Source organism: Bacillus sp. FSL K6-3149, from assembly GCF_038630515.1.
GTDB classification, from domain to species: Bacteria; Bacillota; Bacilli; order Bacillales; family Bacillaceae; genus Bacillus; species Bacillus pumilus.
The window spans coordinates 635049-648429 of record NZ_CP152034.1 but is presented as its reverse complement, the minus strand read 5'-3'; the positions used below and the strand labels follow the sequence as shown (position 1 = coordinate 648429).

At 44.0% G+C, this 13381-nt stretch carries 15 protein-coding genes; 12 read left to right on the top strand and 3 right to left on the bottom strand.

Annotated elements, in window-relative coordinates; translation table 11 throughout:
* The 3 genes from MHB83_RS03380 to MHB83_RS03370 form a co-directional block, all read right to left on the bottom strand.
* Entirely contained in the window at nt 1-618 is a 618-nt protein-coding gene (locus MHB83_RS03380) for a cupin domain-containing protein (RefSeq protein WP_137054230.1), read from the bottom strand.
* Between the two features lie 132 nt (nt 619-750).
* The gene (gene gerQ / locus MHB83_RS03375; RefSeq protein ID WP_003215192.1) at nt 751-1293 is read right to left on the bottom strand and encodes a spore coat protein GerQ; all 543 of its coding nucleotides are present in this window, start codon (nt 1291-1293) and stop codon (nt 751-753) included.
* 185 nt (nt 1294-1478) lie between these two features.
* Nucleotides 1479-2144, bottom strand: coding sequence for a YIP1 family protein (locus MHB83_RS03370; RefSeq protein WP_223251281.1), 666 nt, complete (start codon nt 2142-2144; stop codon nt 1479-1481).
* A 184-nt stretch (nt 2145-2328) separates the two neighbouring features.
* On the opposite strand from MHB83_RS03370, the gene MHB83_RS03365 reads away from it, so the two are divergent.
* The 12 genes from MHB83_RS03365 (at nt 2329) to MHB83_RS03310 (ending at nt 13376) form a co-directional block, all read left to right on the top strand.
* A complete protein-coding gene (locus tag MHB83_RS03365; RefSeq protein WP_050944711.1) occupies nt 2329-3099 on the top strand; it encodes a glycosyltransferase family 2 protein in 771 nt (256 codons plus the stop codon).
* A gap of 6 nt (nt 3100-3105) precedes the next feature.
* On the top strand, nt 3106-4518 hold the full coding sequence (locus MHB83_RS03360) for a spore coat protein (RefSeq protein WP_003214910.1): 1413 nt from the start codon (nt 3106-3108) through the stop codon (nt 4516-4518).
* Nucleotides 4519-4539: 21 nt separating this feature from the next.
* The gene (locus MHB83_RS03355) at nt 4540-5718 is read left to right on the top strand and encodes a DegT/DnrJ/EryC1/StrS family aminotransferase (protein ID WP_113387471.1); all 1179 of its coding nucleotides are present in this window, start codon (nt 4540-4542) and stop codon (nt 5716-5718) included.
* The gene (locus MHB83_RS03350; protein ID WP_226804377.1) at nt 5715-6590 is read left to right on the top strand and encodes a GNAT family N-acetyltransferase; all 876 of its coding nucleotides are present in this window, start codon (nt 5715-5717) and stop codon (nt 6588-6590) included. Before MHB83_RS03355 ends, MHB83_RS03350 begins: the two co-directional genes overlap by 4 nt.
* A 1-nt stretch (nt 6591) precedes the next feature.
* Nucleotides 6592-7716, top strand: coding sequence for an N-acetylneuraminate synthase family protein (locus MHB83_RS03345; protein WP_106029493.1), 1125 nt, complete (start codon nt 6592-6594; stop codon nt 7714-7716).
* Nucleotides 7706-8446 (top strand): glycosyltransferase family protein, encoded by a 741-nt coding sequence (locus tag MHB83_RS03340; RefSeq protein WP_226804375.1) that lies wholly within the window; start codon nt 7706-7708, stop codon nt 8444-8446. Before MHB83_RS03345 ends, MHB83_RS03340 begins: the two co-directional genes overlap by 11 nt.
* Nucleotides 8443-9471 (top strand): glycosyltransferase, encoded by a 1029-nt coding sequence (locus MHB83_RS03335; protein WP_226804368.1) that lies wholly within the window; start codon nt 8443-8445, stop codon nt 9469-9471. Before MHB83_RS03340 ends, MHB83_RS03335 begins: the two co-directional genes overlap by 4 nt.
* A 2-nt stretch (nt 9472-9473) precedes the next feature.
* Nucleotides 9474-10214, top strand: coding sequence for a sugar phosphate nucleotidyltransferase (locus MHB83_RS03330; protein WP_050944489.1), 741 nt, complete (start codon nt 9474-9476; stop codon nt 10212-10214).
* Nucleotides 10211-11176 (top strand): dTDP-glucose 4,6-dehydratase, encoded by a 966-nt coding sequence (gene rfbB / locus MHB83_RS03325; RefSeq protein WP_106032080.1) that lies wholly within the window; start codon nt 10211-10213, stop codon nt 11174-11176. Before MHB83_RS03330 ends, rfbB begins: the two co-directional genes overlap by 4 nt.
* A gap of 3 nt (nt 11177-11179) precedes the next feature.
* Nucleotides 11180-12034 (top strand): dTDP-4-dehydrorhamnose reductase, encoded by an 855-nt coding sequence (gene rfbD, locus MHB83_RS03320; protein ID WP_003214612.1) that lies wholly within the window; start codon nt 11180-11182, stop codon nt 12032-12034.
* Nucleotides 12027-12482, top strand: coding sequence for a dTDP-4-dehydrorhamnose 3,5-epimerase family protein (locus MHB83_RS03315; RefSeq protein ID WP_003215275.1), 456 nt, complete (start codon nt 12027-12029; stop codon nt 12480-12482). The genes rfbD and MHB83_RS03315 overlap by 8 nt, the downstream gene beginning before the upstream one ends.
* A 102-nt stretch (nt 12483-12584) precedes the next feature.
* Entirely contained in the window at nt 12585-13376 is a 792-nt protein-coding gene (locus tag MHB83_RS03310; RefSeq protein WP_324617522.1) for an SDR family oxidoreductase, read from the top strand.
* Nucleotides 13377-13381: the final 5 nt, after the last annotated feature.

Sequence of the window (13381 nt, the reverse complement as noted above, 5' to 3'; positions counted from 1 at the left end):
TTAATTCCAGTAAGGGGCGTAGTTTGGCGGTGCTTGATAATAAGGGATGTAGTGAGACGGAGGGACAGGGTTCGTTTGTGCTTCCTCTTCTCTGTGGCAAAATGGTCCGATAAACGCACTTGGCTTCACAGGCTGAGTCGCCTGTTTCCACTGTGTTTCGTTCATACAATACGTATGTGCCATGATGTGAGCAGGGGTGAGGGTGAGAAGGTCTGAGCCTAGGATCACTTCTGGCGTAGATGCGTTAAAAATGGCTAACAAATGAGTTCTGTCTTGAAGGGCAACTTCGTAGTGCCACCAGCCTTGAGGTACGTTTGCCACCTGTCCTGGGGCGATGGTATAGGTGTGCAGTTTTTTTGTAAAAGGATTCAGCATCGAGACGGCAGCAGAACCGGCTATACAATAAACAAGCTCTGCGGCATTTTGATGATAATGAGGCTCTACGACTTTGCTTTTACTCAAATATATATCCAGCAGAGATACTTGATCCAACGAATTTAATTGTTTTTTTCCTAAAACGTTAATCAGGTTATGCTGATCGTATTTCACAAGGGGGCTTTGATTCAGATCGTATGAATATTTAACATTTGGTGATGTATAATCCAGCTCAACAGTCATTGATGTCACCTCTAGGCGTTTGATAAAAACTACTAGGCATCTTATGACGAGCGCCCTAGAGGTGTGACAAAAACCTAATCAAAAGAAAAAAGCAAGGGCGCCTGCTCCTTGCTTTTGCGATATGTGCGTTATCTACCTCGGAGAATACGTGGACATGGAGTATGGATAGTCGTATTGAATTTCCCCATCAAACGTAATGTAATCAAGATAGATCGTTAATAGTAAGTATCGTGTTCCTGTCTTGTTGTCACTAATGATAATGTGGTCACGTCCTGCAGCTTCAATGACGCCTCTGAAAATCTTCGAGTTCCATTCCTTACTTGCCTCAAACGTCATATAAATCGTGGCTACCTTGCCGCGGTTCAATCGTAAAATATTTTCAATATAGGACTGCTCGATTGGCAGCTGACCAGTGACATTCTGCTGATAAATCGGTCCAGAAGGAATTTGATAAGGCTGCCCGCCGCTCTGCGTGCCCTGCCCCCCTGGTGAAGAACCAGTAGACGGCATTGGTGAAAATCCCTGCTGCATTTGTCCTTGCATTTGACCCTGCGTTTGGGGAGGGACTGAATAACCCATCTGCTGCGCAGGATACGGATTTGCTCCATATTGTTGCTGGCGAAAATCTTGACCTTCGAAACCCGAACCTTGCCCAAATTGATTTTTCAATTTCATAACGTTCCTCCTCTTTCCTCATGGTGTTCTAAACAGAAGGCGCTTGAGCACCTGTTGTTTCCATAGCATTCTTTCTCTCTTTCACACTATGAGACAGGAGGGGAGAATATGTACATTGAACGAAAAAAAGGAACTGTGGTGCAGTTCCTTAGGCGCGGGCAAACCCTCGCATTCTTTGTCAGGCCTTACATCATCCAATTTACAGCGCGCTGGACACCAAATAAAAGAGTAATGATAAGAAAACATGCCGCAAGCGGTGTGATCACGATGAGGAAGGCTTGCCATAATTTCAGCTTCATCACAGCGACAATGCCTAAAACAGTCATTCCAAATATCCACGTCTTTGCATAAGCATCAATCAGTGTCAAAAGATCGAGATAATACCATACCTCAAAATGCTGATCTAAATAGGGTGAGATTTTGACAAACGTATACGGACCAAGCATTCCAATCGTGCAAATCCAACTGAGTGCAAATAAAGCGGAAGGGAAAAAGGTCGTCAGCGTGAAGGCTTTGAGTACATCTCGATATGCCGTTTGACTGCCGAAAAAAAGACGCCCTAACCACTTTAGGATGAGTACACCGAAAAATAGACCGAGATTGCCTGCGAGAATACCATATCCCGCACCTTGTAACAAAATAAAAGGAAATGGAATATGATTGCCCATATACTCGCTAAAATACCCTTCGTAGACCCAGCCTGTACCAGCGATACTTGCAAGGAGCATCATCAGCCAAATGGGAATATAGGAATGTTGATATGAGCGAATAATCGTTTTTGTTGCGACAAAAATTTTGAAAAATCGAAAAAAACCTTTTACTTCCTCTTGTTGGGAGTGATCATTCTTCATAGCTTCCAATGTTCTTTACTCCTTTAATACACATAAATGATTACTTATATTACCAAAAAGTTCGCGTTTTTCAAAGATAGATCATTAAAAAAATACAATTTTATAAAAAATAGGTCACTCTACAGTCTCTTTAAGAGGAGACACATATGATAAACATAGTTTGAAAGAGACCGAGGTGAAAACTTTGACAAAAGTAACTGTCATTATGACGAGCTACAACAAGGCGGCTTACGTCGGCAGATCGATTGAAGCGGTTTTGCAGCAGACGCTGTCAGACTTTGAACTATTTATCATGGACGATGGTTCAAATGAAAAAACCCTTGACGCGATTGAGCCCTTTCGCAAAGATCCCCGTGTTCATTTTATCCAAAGCGGTGTCAAATCGCTGGAGGAGAGAACAGCGAAAACCCGATACGCCGTCCTCATTAATCAAGCTTTAGAACTAGCAAAGGGCGAGTATATTTCCTATGCCACAGATGACAATGTCTATGCCCCGGACCGTTTAGAAAAGCTCACACATTATCTAGATGCTCGACCAGGTGAAGATATTGTCTATTCTGCATCGAAAGTAATCTATTTAAATAGCAATAAAGAGCCAGTAAAGGAAACGATTCGACCTGCGCAAACGGTGCAATGGAATGCACCTTGTGCCATAGATCATTGCTCGGTCGTTCATCGTGCTTCTATTTTAACAAAAATTCATGCTGAATTTGGGTCTTACTGGGACGAGAGTCCGCATTTTTATCGAATAGGGGATGCCCGGTTCTTTTTTCGATTAAATCATTTTTATCCGTTCTATCCCTATGATGAAGTGTTAGATACAAATTACATCACAGAACAGTCGATTCACTATCAATTGGCGGAAGAAGAGAAAAGTGCCTTTATTCAAGCACTTCCTGAGCAGTCTACCTGCTGGGAGCTCCGCCATATATTAAAACAAAGACATGGGAGGTGACCTAAAGTGTCGCACTATATTCATCATTATTGGCAGGTGTATTTTGAGTATGTAAATCTCATGAAGGATTTGTCCTATCAACAAATTCCTCTTGGGTTGATCAGTAATTTCTATCAATATATCAGTCCTGAAGTGAGGGAACGTATGGAGGATGAAGCATTCGGCCATGAATTGACAACCGATTGTCCATTGCCGGAAGAGATTCAGCCATTTTTTGATCAACATAAGCAGCAGATCAAGCGTATTGCTTATCGTCCGGCGAATGGAAAGGTCTTGCTTCACTTTGAACATCTGCGTTTTACTGAACAAAATTACACGCGGTTCCATCCGAGTCAAACGGTGGTGCTTGCTCGCTGGAAGAAGGCAGACTATTTTGGTTTACCGGTCATCAGCAAGCCGGAATTAGCGGGAGAGGTTAATAAAGAAGCCCATGCTGAATATATTGAGAAAGCAAATGCTCTCCTTAAACCTTACGCAAAGCACCCCGTCTTTGGCAATGTCTTTTTTAGAGAAAAGCTTCGGAAGGACATTGTGCAATTTATTGATGTGATTGACCAGACAGAAGTGCTATTTCAGATGGAGCCAATTGCAGCCATTATTGTGGGGACAACGGAGGATGCTTACAGCCGCGTACTTGCACTGCAAACTGTGAAACGCCAGCTCACGAGTATCTGTCTTCAGCACGGCGCACTGATGGGAGACGAAGCCTTTTTGCCGATTTTCACGACGTGTCACGGGGTGTTTGGAAAGTATGAAAAAGACTGGTATGTACACAAAGGCTGTCAGCCGGAACAGGTGGAGATCACAGGTCATCCGAGGTTTGACTTGGTGAAGGATCGAACGCCGCTTCAACAGGAAATGGTCTTTCGAAAATTGAACTTTAATCCTGCCAAAAAGACCGTGCTTGTGGCAACGCAGCCGTTTTCAGAAGCCTTCTATGGTGATGTGCTTAAAACGATTGCAAAACGGAAAGACATTCAGTTGATCATGAAGCCGCATCCGTGGGAAATTGCCCGAAACCGATTAAATGAGTATGTGTCCATTGAACGAGCAGGAAATCATGTGAGATTGATTAAAAAAGAAATCGACTTGTATGACCTATTGCCTTATATGGATATGGTCATTACGCTCACATCAACCGTCGGCCTTGAAGCGATGCTGTTTGAAAAGAGTGTGCTGATCGGGAAAATGACAGAAGGCAGAAGATACCCTTATTACGAGTCGCTTGGCAGCTATCATATGGAAAACCCTGTTGAACTGGCTGAGAAAGCCATTCGTATTTTGTCGGATGATCAAGAAATGAAGCTGGCAAAGAGGCAAGGAGCTGAGTTCATTAAACAACATTATCCGCATGCGCGATCGACCGATGTTCTGCTTTCTCTGCTTCAAACAAAAACAGGTGTGGATTTTCAGAGATGAGGATAGGGGTGTGCAAGCGATATGGAAAAAAAGAGAGAACAATTTCTTCCTTATGCCCTGCCGTTGATTGAGCAGGAAGAAATTGACGAAGTCATTGGAACATTAAAATCCGGCTGGCTGTCAACCGGACCAAAAGTCAGACAGTTTGAAGAAGAGTTCCGGCAGCTGACCGGTGCAAAACATGCGATCGCTGTCAATTCATGTACAGCTGCTTTATTTTTAGCCTTAAAAGCAAGAGGGATTGGGAATGGGGATGAGGTGATTACAACGCCTCTGACATTCTGCGCAACAGCCAATACGATCATTCATACAGGGGCAGCTCCTGTATTTGTCGATATTGACCCTGCGACACTCAACCTCGATGCAGAGAAACTAGAAGCGGCGATTACACCACACACAAAAGCGATTGTCCCTGTTCATTTTGCTGGTCAATCGTGCGATATGGAACGGATTTTAGCCATTGCCAAAAAGTACGATTTATTTGTGCTTGAGGATGCCGCTCATGCTCTTTACACAACGTACCACGGTCAGCCCGTTGGTTCGATTGGTGATGCGACTGCCTTTAGTTTTTATGCGACGAAAAATATAGCGACCGGAGAAGGCGGCATGCTGACGACGAATGATGATGCACTTGCCGCTCGGATCAGAAGACTAGCACTCCATGGGATGAGCAAGGGAGCATGGAATCGTTATGGAGAAAAAGGAACGTGGTACTACGAGGTCGAGGAACCTGGCTATAAAATGAACATGTTTGATGTGCAGGCATCGTTAGGGCTTGTTCAGCTAAGCCGTTTAGATGATATGCAGGCACGGAGAGAACAAATTGCGAAAGCATACAATCAAGCATTTCAAAAGGAAGCAGGGCTGATCCTGCCGCCAGTCCATCATGAGGGAAGACATGCATGGCATTTATATGTACTGCAAGTGGACCCGAAAGAAGCATTCATCACACGCAATGAGCTGATTGATCAGCTGCAAAAGGACTATAAAATCGGCACGAGTGTTCACTTTATCCCTGTTCATTTGCATCCATACTATCAACAAACCTATCACTATTCACCAGAGGATTTCCCTGAGTCACTCGCGTACTACAAGCGGACTCTCTCACTGCCTCTTTATCCAAGTATGACAGATGAAGATGTGCAGGATGTCATCACTGCGGTGCTGTCTATTTTAAAAGAACAGAAGGCATCTTCATGAAGGCCGTTCATGCAATAGACGATCAGGTGCTGTCCGCTTGGATTGAGAAATACGGTCAACAAATTGAACAAATGAAAGGCTTCAAACAGTTTGGTCTTGTCAGTGGCGCCCAGCTGAAAGCAGTGCTGTTATACGACTGGTCAAAATGGGAAAGCGGCATATTTGATCAGCATATTTTTCATGTGAAGTTTGCGGAAGCTGAGTCAGCATCTGCTTTTCAGGAATTGATGGAGCGCTTCATCAATTGGATGAGAACAGAAAAATGCGATTTTTTCTTTTTACGTCTTGAAGCGGCGGATGTTGAAAAAACCCGCATCGTCCAAAGGCTGTCACATGTGTACTATGTGGGCGGTCTCACTCGTCTTGAAGCGCCACCTGTTCACATGGAAATGCCATCAACAGGTGAAGATGTGGTCATCAGTCTGCCGGATGAAAAGGAATACGATGAGGCGGTGTCACTCGCTTATCAGGCATTTGTCAAAAGCCGGTATGCCCTCGATCCATTTTTAGACCAGAATGTCGTCCAGCATTTCTATCAAGAGTGGATGAGAAATAATGTGCTCGGACGTGCAGATATCAATATCGTAGCAAAGGTGAACGATGAAGTCGTGGGCTTGATACAAGGGATGACCAAGGGCGATGAGCTGGCGCTTGAGCTGTTTGCGATTAGACCGGATGTACAAGGAAAAGGGATCGGGAAAAAGCTGTTTATTGAGATGATGAAGGTCTCTTATGAGAGAGGGCATCGTTTTATTTCTGCCGGAACACAGCTGCATAACACAACCGCCATTCAGCTGTATGAAAAGATGGGATTTAGAACAACAAATGCCTTCTTGTATTACCATGTATGGCCGAAAAAAGGAGAGAGATAAGATGGCGCATTTCTACATTGGAGATCGCAAAGTGGGGGATGGCGCGCCTGTCTTTATCATTGCAGAGGCAGGCATTAACCATGATGGAAAGCTGGATCAGGCGCTTGCTTTAATTGATGTGGCAAAAGAAGCAGGTGCCGATGCAGTGAAGTTTCAAATGTTCCAAGCTGATCGGATGTATCAAAAGGAACCGGGTTTATACGAAACAGCCAAGGGAGAAGAGGTGTCCATTTTTTCCTTAGTCGAACAAATGGAGCTGCCGCCAGAATGGCTGCCGGTGTTATTAACCCGCTGTGAGGAAAAAGGACTAATATTTTTAAGCACAGTGTGTGACGAAGAATCTGCGGATTTATTAAATCAAACCGATCCACCAGCTTTCAAACTGGCATCCTATGAAATCAATCATTTGCCTCTTTTGCGTCACACAGCTTCTTTTCAAAAGCCCATCATTTTCTCAACAGCCGGGGCCACTATTGCAGATGTTCATGAAGCATATGAGGCGGTTACAAGCGTGCAAAACGATCAGGTCGCCATCATGCATTGCGTCGCAAAGTATCCAGCACCTAGAGCTTACACGAATCTTCGTGTGCTCCAAACCTTAGCCGCCGCTTTTCCTGAGGCAGTCATCGGCTTTTCCGATCATAGTGAGCATCCTACTGAAGCCCCTGTTGCTGCTGTGAAGCTTGGGGCAGCCATGATTGAAAAGCATTTTACGATAGATAAGACGCTGCCTGGCGCCGATCATTCCTTTGCACTCGATCCCGGAGAATTAAAGGAAATGGTCCAGCATATTCGAGCGGCAGAAAAGGACCGAAATCAATCAGAAACAGACGCTCATTCTGTGTCAGAGGAGCTCCTTGGCAGTTCTTTTAAAACGACAACAGCCATTGAAGGGCAGATTCGTGAATTTGCGTATCGAGGGATTTTTACGACAAAAGGGATTGCAAAGGGCGAGACTTTGACTGAAGAAAATCTAGCCGTATTACGTCCAGGACAAAAAAGCCAAGGTCTGCATCCGCGGTACATGGAGATTTTACTTGGCGTCAAGGCTGTCAGAGACATTCCAGCCCATACAGGGGTTTCGTGGAAAGATGTGCTCATGCAGGAGTCTACAAATGATCAATGATGTGCTCTTTGTCATACAGGCTAGAATGGGCTCAACAAGACTGCCAAAAAAGGTGATGAAGCCGATCGGAGATATGGCATTGATCGATTTCATCGTTGAACGGGTAAAGCAATCAGATCATTACAATCACAAAACGCAGAACCTCATGATCGCCACAACAGTCGAAGCAGAAGATGATCTATTGGCTCATTATTGTTTATCAAAGGGCTATAAGGTATTTCGTGGCAGTGAGATGGATGTATTGCAGCGATTCGCAAAGATAGCTCAACATTTTGAACCACAAACCATTGTACGTTTAACGGGAGATAATCCATTTATAGATCCGGCGCTTTTGTCGAAAATGCTTGAAGAACATAGACGGAAGAAGGCTGATTATACGTATACGACTGGAACGCCACTCGGTATTTCCGGGGAAATGATCAACGCAACTATTTTATGTGAAATCGACAATTTTCCCCTTACGCAGCCGGAGCGTGAGCATGTCACGCTGTATATCCGAAAGCACCCTGAGCAATTTCAACTGCAATTATTCACACCGCCCAAAGAACTCGCATATCCTGCTTATCGATTCACGATTGATACAGAAGAAGATTATGTATTTGCTACCCGTTTACTTGAGAAAGCCGGTGGATCTATTACTGTGCCTACGGCTGAGCTTATCGTCATTTGTGAACAAGACCCTAATATTGTTCGGTTGAATCAATTTGTGAGACAGAAGGATGCTGAATGAATAAAAAAATCATGATTGTTGTGTACGGTGGTTTTTTAAGAGGAATGGGGCATGTCGTTAGAATGAAACGGCTGGCAAAGGAACTGATTCAAGAAGGAAACGACTTATATTTCTATACAAATGACCAGATTTGTGTAGAAATGCTCTCGCATCCAGCATGGCACGTTCATTTGGTGCAGGAATCAAACGTATTCCTTCAAATGGAGCAGGACATAAAAGAGCTAAATCCTAATCTTCTGCTAATCGATGTCCTTGATTGTGACCTTCAGTTCCTTCGATCGATCAAAGCGTCCTCCAGAAATGCAAAACTGGTCTTATTTGAAGAAGAAAGAACAGAAGCTTGCCAGCTTGCTGATGCTGTCGTAAACGGCATTTATGGTGGACTGGATGAAAAGCATCTGCAAGTAAATGGAACGGACTATTTTTATGGAACACCATATTTATTGTTAGATCACGAGATCAGCAAATTAAAAGACACATATGAGGTTCGCAAAGAATGTAAGAAGGTGGTGATCAGCCTTGGAGGCAGTGATCCAAGCGGATTATTAACAAAGGCTGTATCAGCACTTCTCGAAGCCTGCCATTTACACATTCTAGCGGTTACAGGAAAAGCCTCTCGCATCGAAGAAGAAATCGAGGCTGCACATATTCAATTCATTCGTCATACGGATCAATTACCTGCCCGTCTTGCAGAAGCCGATCTAGCGATTGTTGCTGGCGGGATGACGTTATATGAGGCCGTTTGTATCGGAGTGCCCAGCATTGTCCTTTCGCAAGTAGACCACCAAGCAGTAACAGCCACTCGTTTTGCACAAAAGGGAGCCTGTCACCATCTTGGATTAGGTAGCCTTGTGGACGAAAAGGATATATGGCGTGCTACTCGCAGACTATCCGGCAGCTACTTTCTCCGCAGGAGCATCCATCTCAATGGACGGTCACTCATTGATGGAAAAGGAACCGAACGAGTGAAAAACATTCTTATACACCTCATGAATCATCACCAAAAAGAACATAAGGATGTGTAGATGTGAAGGGAGTTATTTTAGCAGGAGGAAAGGGATCACGACTGGCACCTTTAACAAAGATTTTCAATAAGCATTTATTGCCGGTTGGCCCATATCCGATGATTTATTGGTCATTGTTCAAATTGAAAGAAGCGGGAATATTGGATGTAATGGTCATATCACAAGCAGAACAAATCCCGCTGTTTCAAAAGCTACTTGAAGGCGATCAGGAACTAGGGATGAACATTGTGTATCAGGTCCAGCCTGAAGCTTCTGGAATTTCGGACGGCTTATCCTACGCAAAGCCCTTTGTAGAAGGGGAAAAGTTTGTGCTAATGCTTGGTGATAATGTATTTGAGGATTCGCTAACCCCTTTTGTTGAAGCTTTTCAGCAGCAAGAAAGCGGAGCGAAGGTTCTGTTGAAAGAAGTGGCAGATCCAAAGCGGTTTGGTATTGCAGAAATTGATGCCACCCACCACCGAATTTTATCAATTGAGGAAAAACCGGAGCATCCGCGTTCATCCTACTGCGTCACGGGTATCTATTTTTATGATCAAGAAGTCTTTCAATATATTGAGAAAATCTCGCCGTCAGATCGAGGCGAATTAGAGATTACAGATGTAAACAATCTCTATATCTCAAATAGCCAGCTGACCTATGATATGTTAAAAGGGTGGTGGATTGATGCAGGAACACATGAATCTCTCCACCAAGCATCGACGAAAATGTTTGAAACGATGAAGAAAAAAGAGGGATACGAATGACGAAGTCTTATTTAATTACAGGCGGAGCTGGATTTATTGGACTGAATTTTGTGAAGCTGTTGCTTCAGGAAACAGATGTCCGGCTCACTGTTTTTGACAAGTTAACATATGCCAGTCATCCAGAGGAGATGGAGGAATTATTAAAGCTGTCTCATTTTCGTTTTATTCAAGGGGATATCGCTCTTCAACATGAGCTAGATCAAGCGTTTGATGAAGTCTATGATGCCATCATTCATTTTGCAGCGGAATCCCATGTTGATCGCAGTATTGAATCGGCAGAGCCTTTTATTCAAACAAATGTCCTCGGTACCTATCGTATGCTTGAAGCGGTCTTAAAAGGAAAGGCGAAAAAACTTATTCATATTTCAACAGACGAAGTATATGGAGATTTAGAGCCAGATGATCCTGCTTTCACAGAACAAACACCACTTTCACCGAATAATCCTTATTCAGCAAGCAAGGCAAGCTCAGACCTGCTTGTAAAATCTTATATCCACACTCACCAATTACCCGCAATGATCACAAGATGTAGCAACAACTATGGACCGCATCAGCATGAAGAGAAATTAATACCGACGATTATTAGAAAAGCAATCAATGGAGAAAAGATCCCGATTTATGGGGACGGCCAGCAGATTCGCGATTGGCTGTATGTAGAGGATCATGCGAGAGCTGTAAAGCAGGTCCTTGAAAACGGAACAGCTGGGCAAGTGTACAATATTGGCGGCGGCAACGAGAAAACGAATCTCGATTTGACCAAAACCATTCTGACGCAGCTCGGGATCAGTCATGACCGTATTGCGTTTGTTGAAGACCGTAAAGGACATGACAGACGGTATGCGATTGACGCCAGTAAGCTAAAACGGGAGCTTGGCTGGACGCAGGAGACATCATTTGAAGCAGGTATTGAAAAAACGATCAATTGGTATCATGCCAAATATGATCAGAGCGAAGAAGGGTGACGGATGAAAGTTTTAATCACCGGTGCAGGCGGGCAACTAGGGAAAGAATTGAGCAGACAGCTCAAGGAGAAAGACATCACCGTCATTGCCTTAACGAGGAGCATGCTCAATATCGCAGACCAGCAAGCAGTCAGACACGCGATGAGACACTTTCGCCCTAATATTGTTGTCAGTGCAGCAGCATATACCTCTGTAGATCAGTGTGAAACAGAAACGGAAAAGGCGTATCTTGTTAATGGCATTGGCGCCTACTATACAGCGCTGGAGGCTAAGAACATAGGGGCTGATGTGCTACATGTCAGTACAGATTATGTGTTTGACGGGCAAGCAGACACGCCTTACCAAGTCGATGCACAGCCAGATCCTCACACCATTTATGGAAAAAGTAAAAAGCTTGGTGAGGAATTGCTTCATCTAGTATCAGACGAAGTGAAAATTATCCGTACATCGTGGCTATACGGACATGAGGGACATAATTTTGTGAATACCATCCTTCGGCTCGCAGAAACAAAGGATCATTTGCGCATCGTGAATGACCAAATAGGCTCACCTACTTATACAAAAGATGTCGCAGAGGCCATCATTCATTTATTTGATCAACAGGCAGGAATTTATCATGTCAGTAACCGAGAAAGCTGTTCCTGGTTTGACTTTGCGTCAGAAATTGTGACAAAAAGCGGCCTGTCTACGACCATTGAGCCAATTTCCACAGAAGAGTACGGCTTCCAAACACCTCGTCCAGCCTATTCTGTGTTAGACCTTCAAGCGATTGAAGCCACAGGCTGGAAGCCGAGACATTGGAAGGATGCGCTTCACGAATTTTTGCAGAAAGAAGGGAGATGGCATCAGCATGATTGATGGTGTACAAACGAAAAAACTCATGAAACATTGTGATGATCGCGGCTTTTTTGCAGAGCTCATTCGAGATGATGAGCCCATGCTGCAACGTTTTGGGCAGGCATCGTGGTCGAAAAGCTTTCCAGGTGTGATCAAAGCCTTTCATTATCATGAAAAGCAAGATGACGTTTGGTTTTTCCCAGCAGGTCATGCTCAGGTCGTTTTATACGATTTGCGTGAGGACTCTCCTACAAAGGGTCAAACCGATGTGTATTATATGGGGGAAGACAATCCAATGCTCCTCCTCATCCCAAAGGGTGTCGCACATGGCTACCGGGTACTAGGCGAGACGCCGCTGCAAATTGTCTATTTCACGACAGAATCCTATGACCCGAAAAACCCAGATGAAAAGAGAATCGCTTGGAATGACGAGACAATCGGATTTGATTGGGAAACGACATTTAAATAAAGAACAAAGGCCTTTCGCAGGAGAAAGGTCTTTTTTTGTTGAAATACATTCTATAAGTGTCATTTTATGTATTTTTCTAAGTTAAGCAGAAAAGGGATGTGGATGAGTTTGTCTAAAAGAATTGCATTTGTAACAGGGGCAAGTACAGGGATTGGAAAGGCAATCGCCATAAAGCTTGCCGCCCAGGACCATGTAAAGGTCATCATCAATTCTAGAAATCAATCCTTACTAGAAGATGCGCGGCAGCATATTGAGCGTATGGCAGAAACAAAGGAGCCAGTGTCTCTTTTCTGTGGTGATATGTCGCATGAAGGAGTGCGAGCTGAGGCCTTTTCGGCAATAGATCAAGAGTTTGGCAGACTGGATGTGTTGATTAATAACATTCCAGGAGGGAAGCCAGATACTTTTAATTCATGTGAAAGTGAGCAGATGCTGGCAGCATTTTCTCAGAAAGCCCTAGCGTACATTGATATGATGAAACGTGCGGCAGCGATGATGAAAAGACATGAATATGGCCGGATCATTCAAATTGTCGGGAACCTTTGGAAGGAACCTGGTGATCAAATGTTTACGAACAGTATGATGAATGCAGCGATTATCAATGCTAGTAAAAATGCAGCCACACAGCTTGCGCCTTCAGGGATCACAGTGAATTGTTTAAACCCAGGATTTATTGCTACAGATCGATATGAACAGTTTATCGAAAACATGATGCGTGAGCAGTCATTATCACGCGAAGAAGCTGTACAGGCTGTTGCGTCAGGAATCCCGATGCAAAGAGTAGGTTCAGCGAGTGAAATGGCTTCATTGGCGGCATTTATTGCTTCAGAGGAAGCCTCGTATCTCACCGGACAGCAAATATCTGTCGATGGTGGTTCGATGAAAAGTATATAAATATG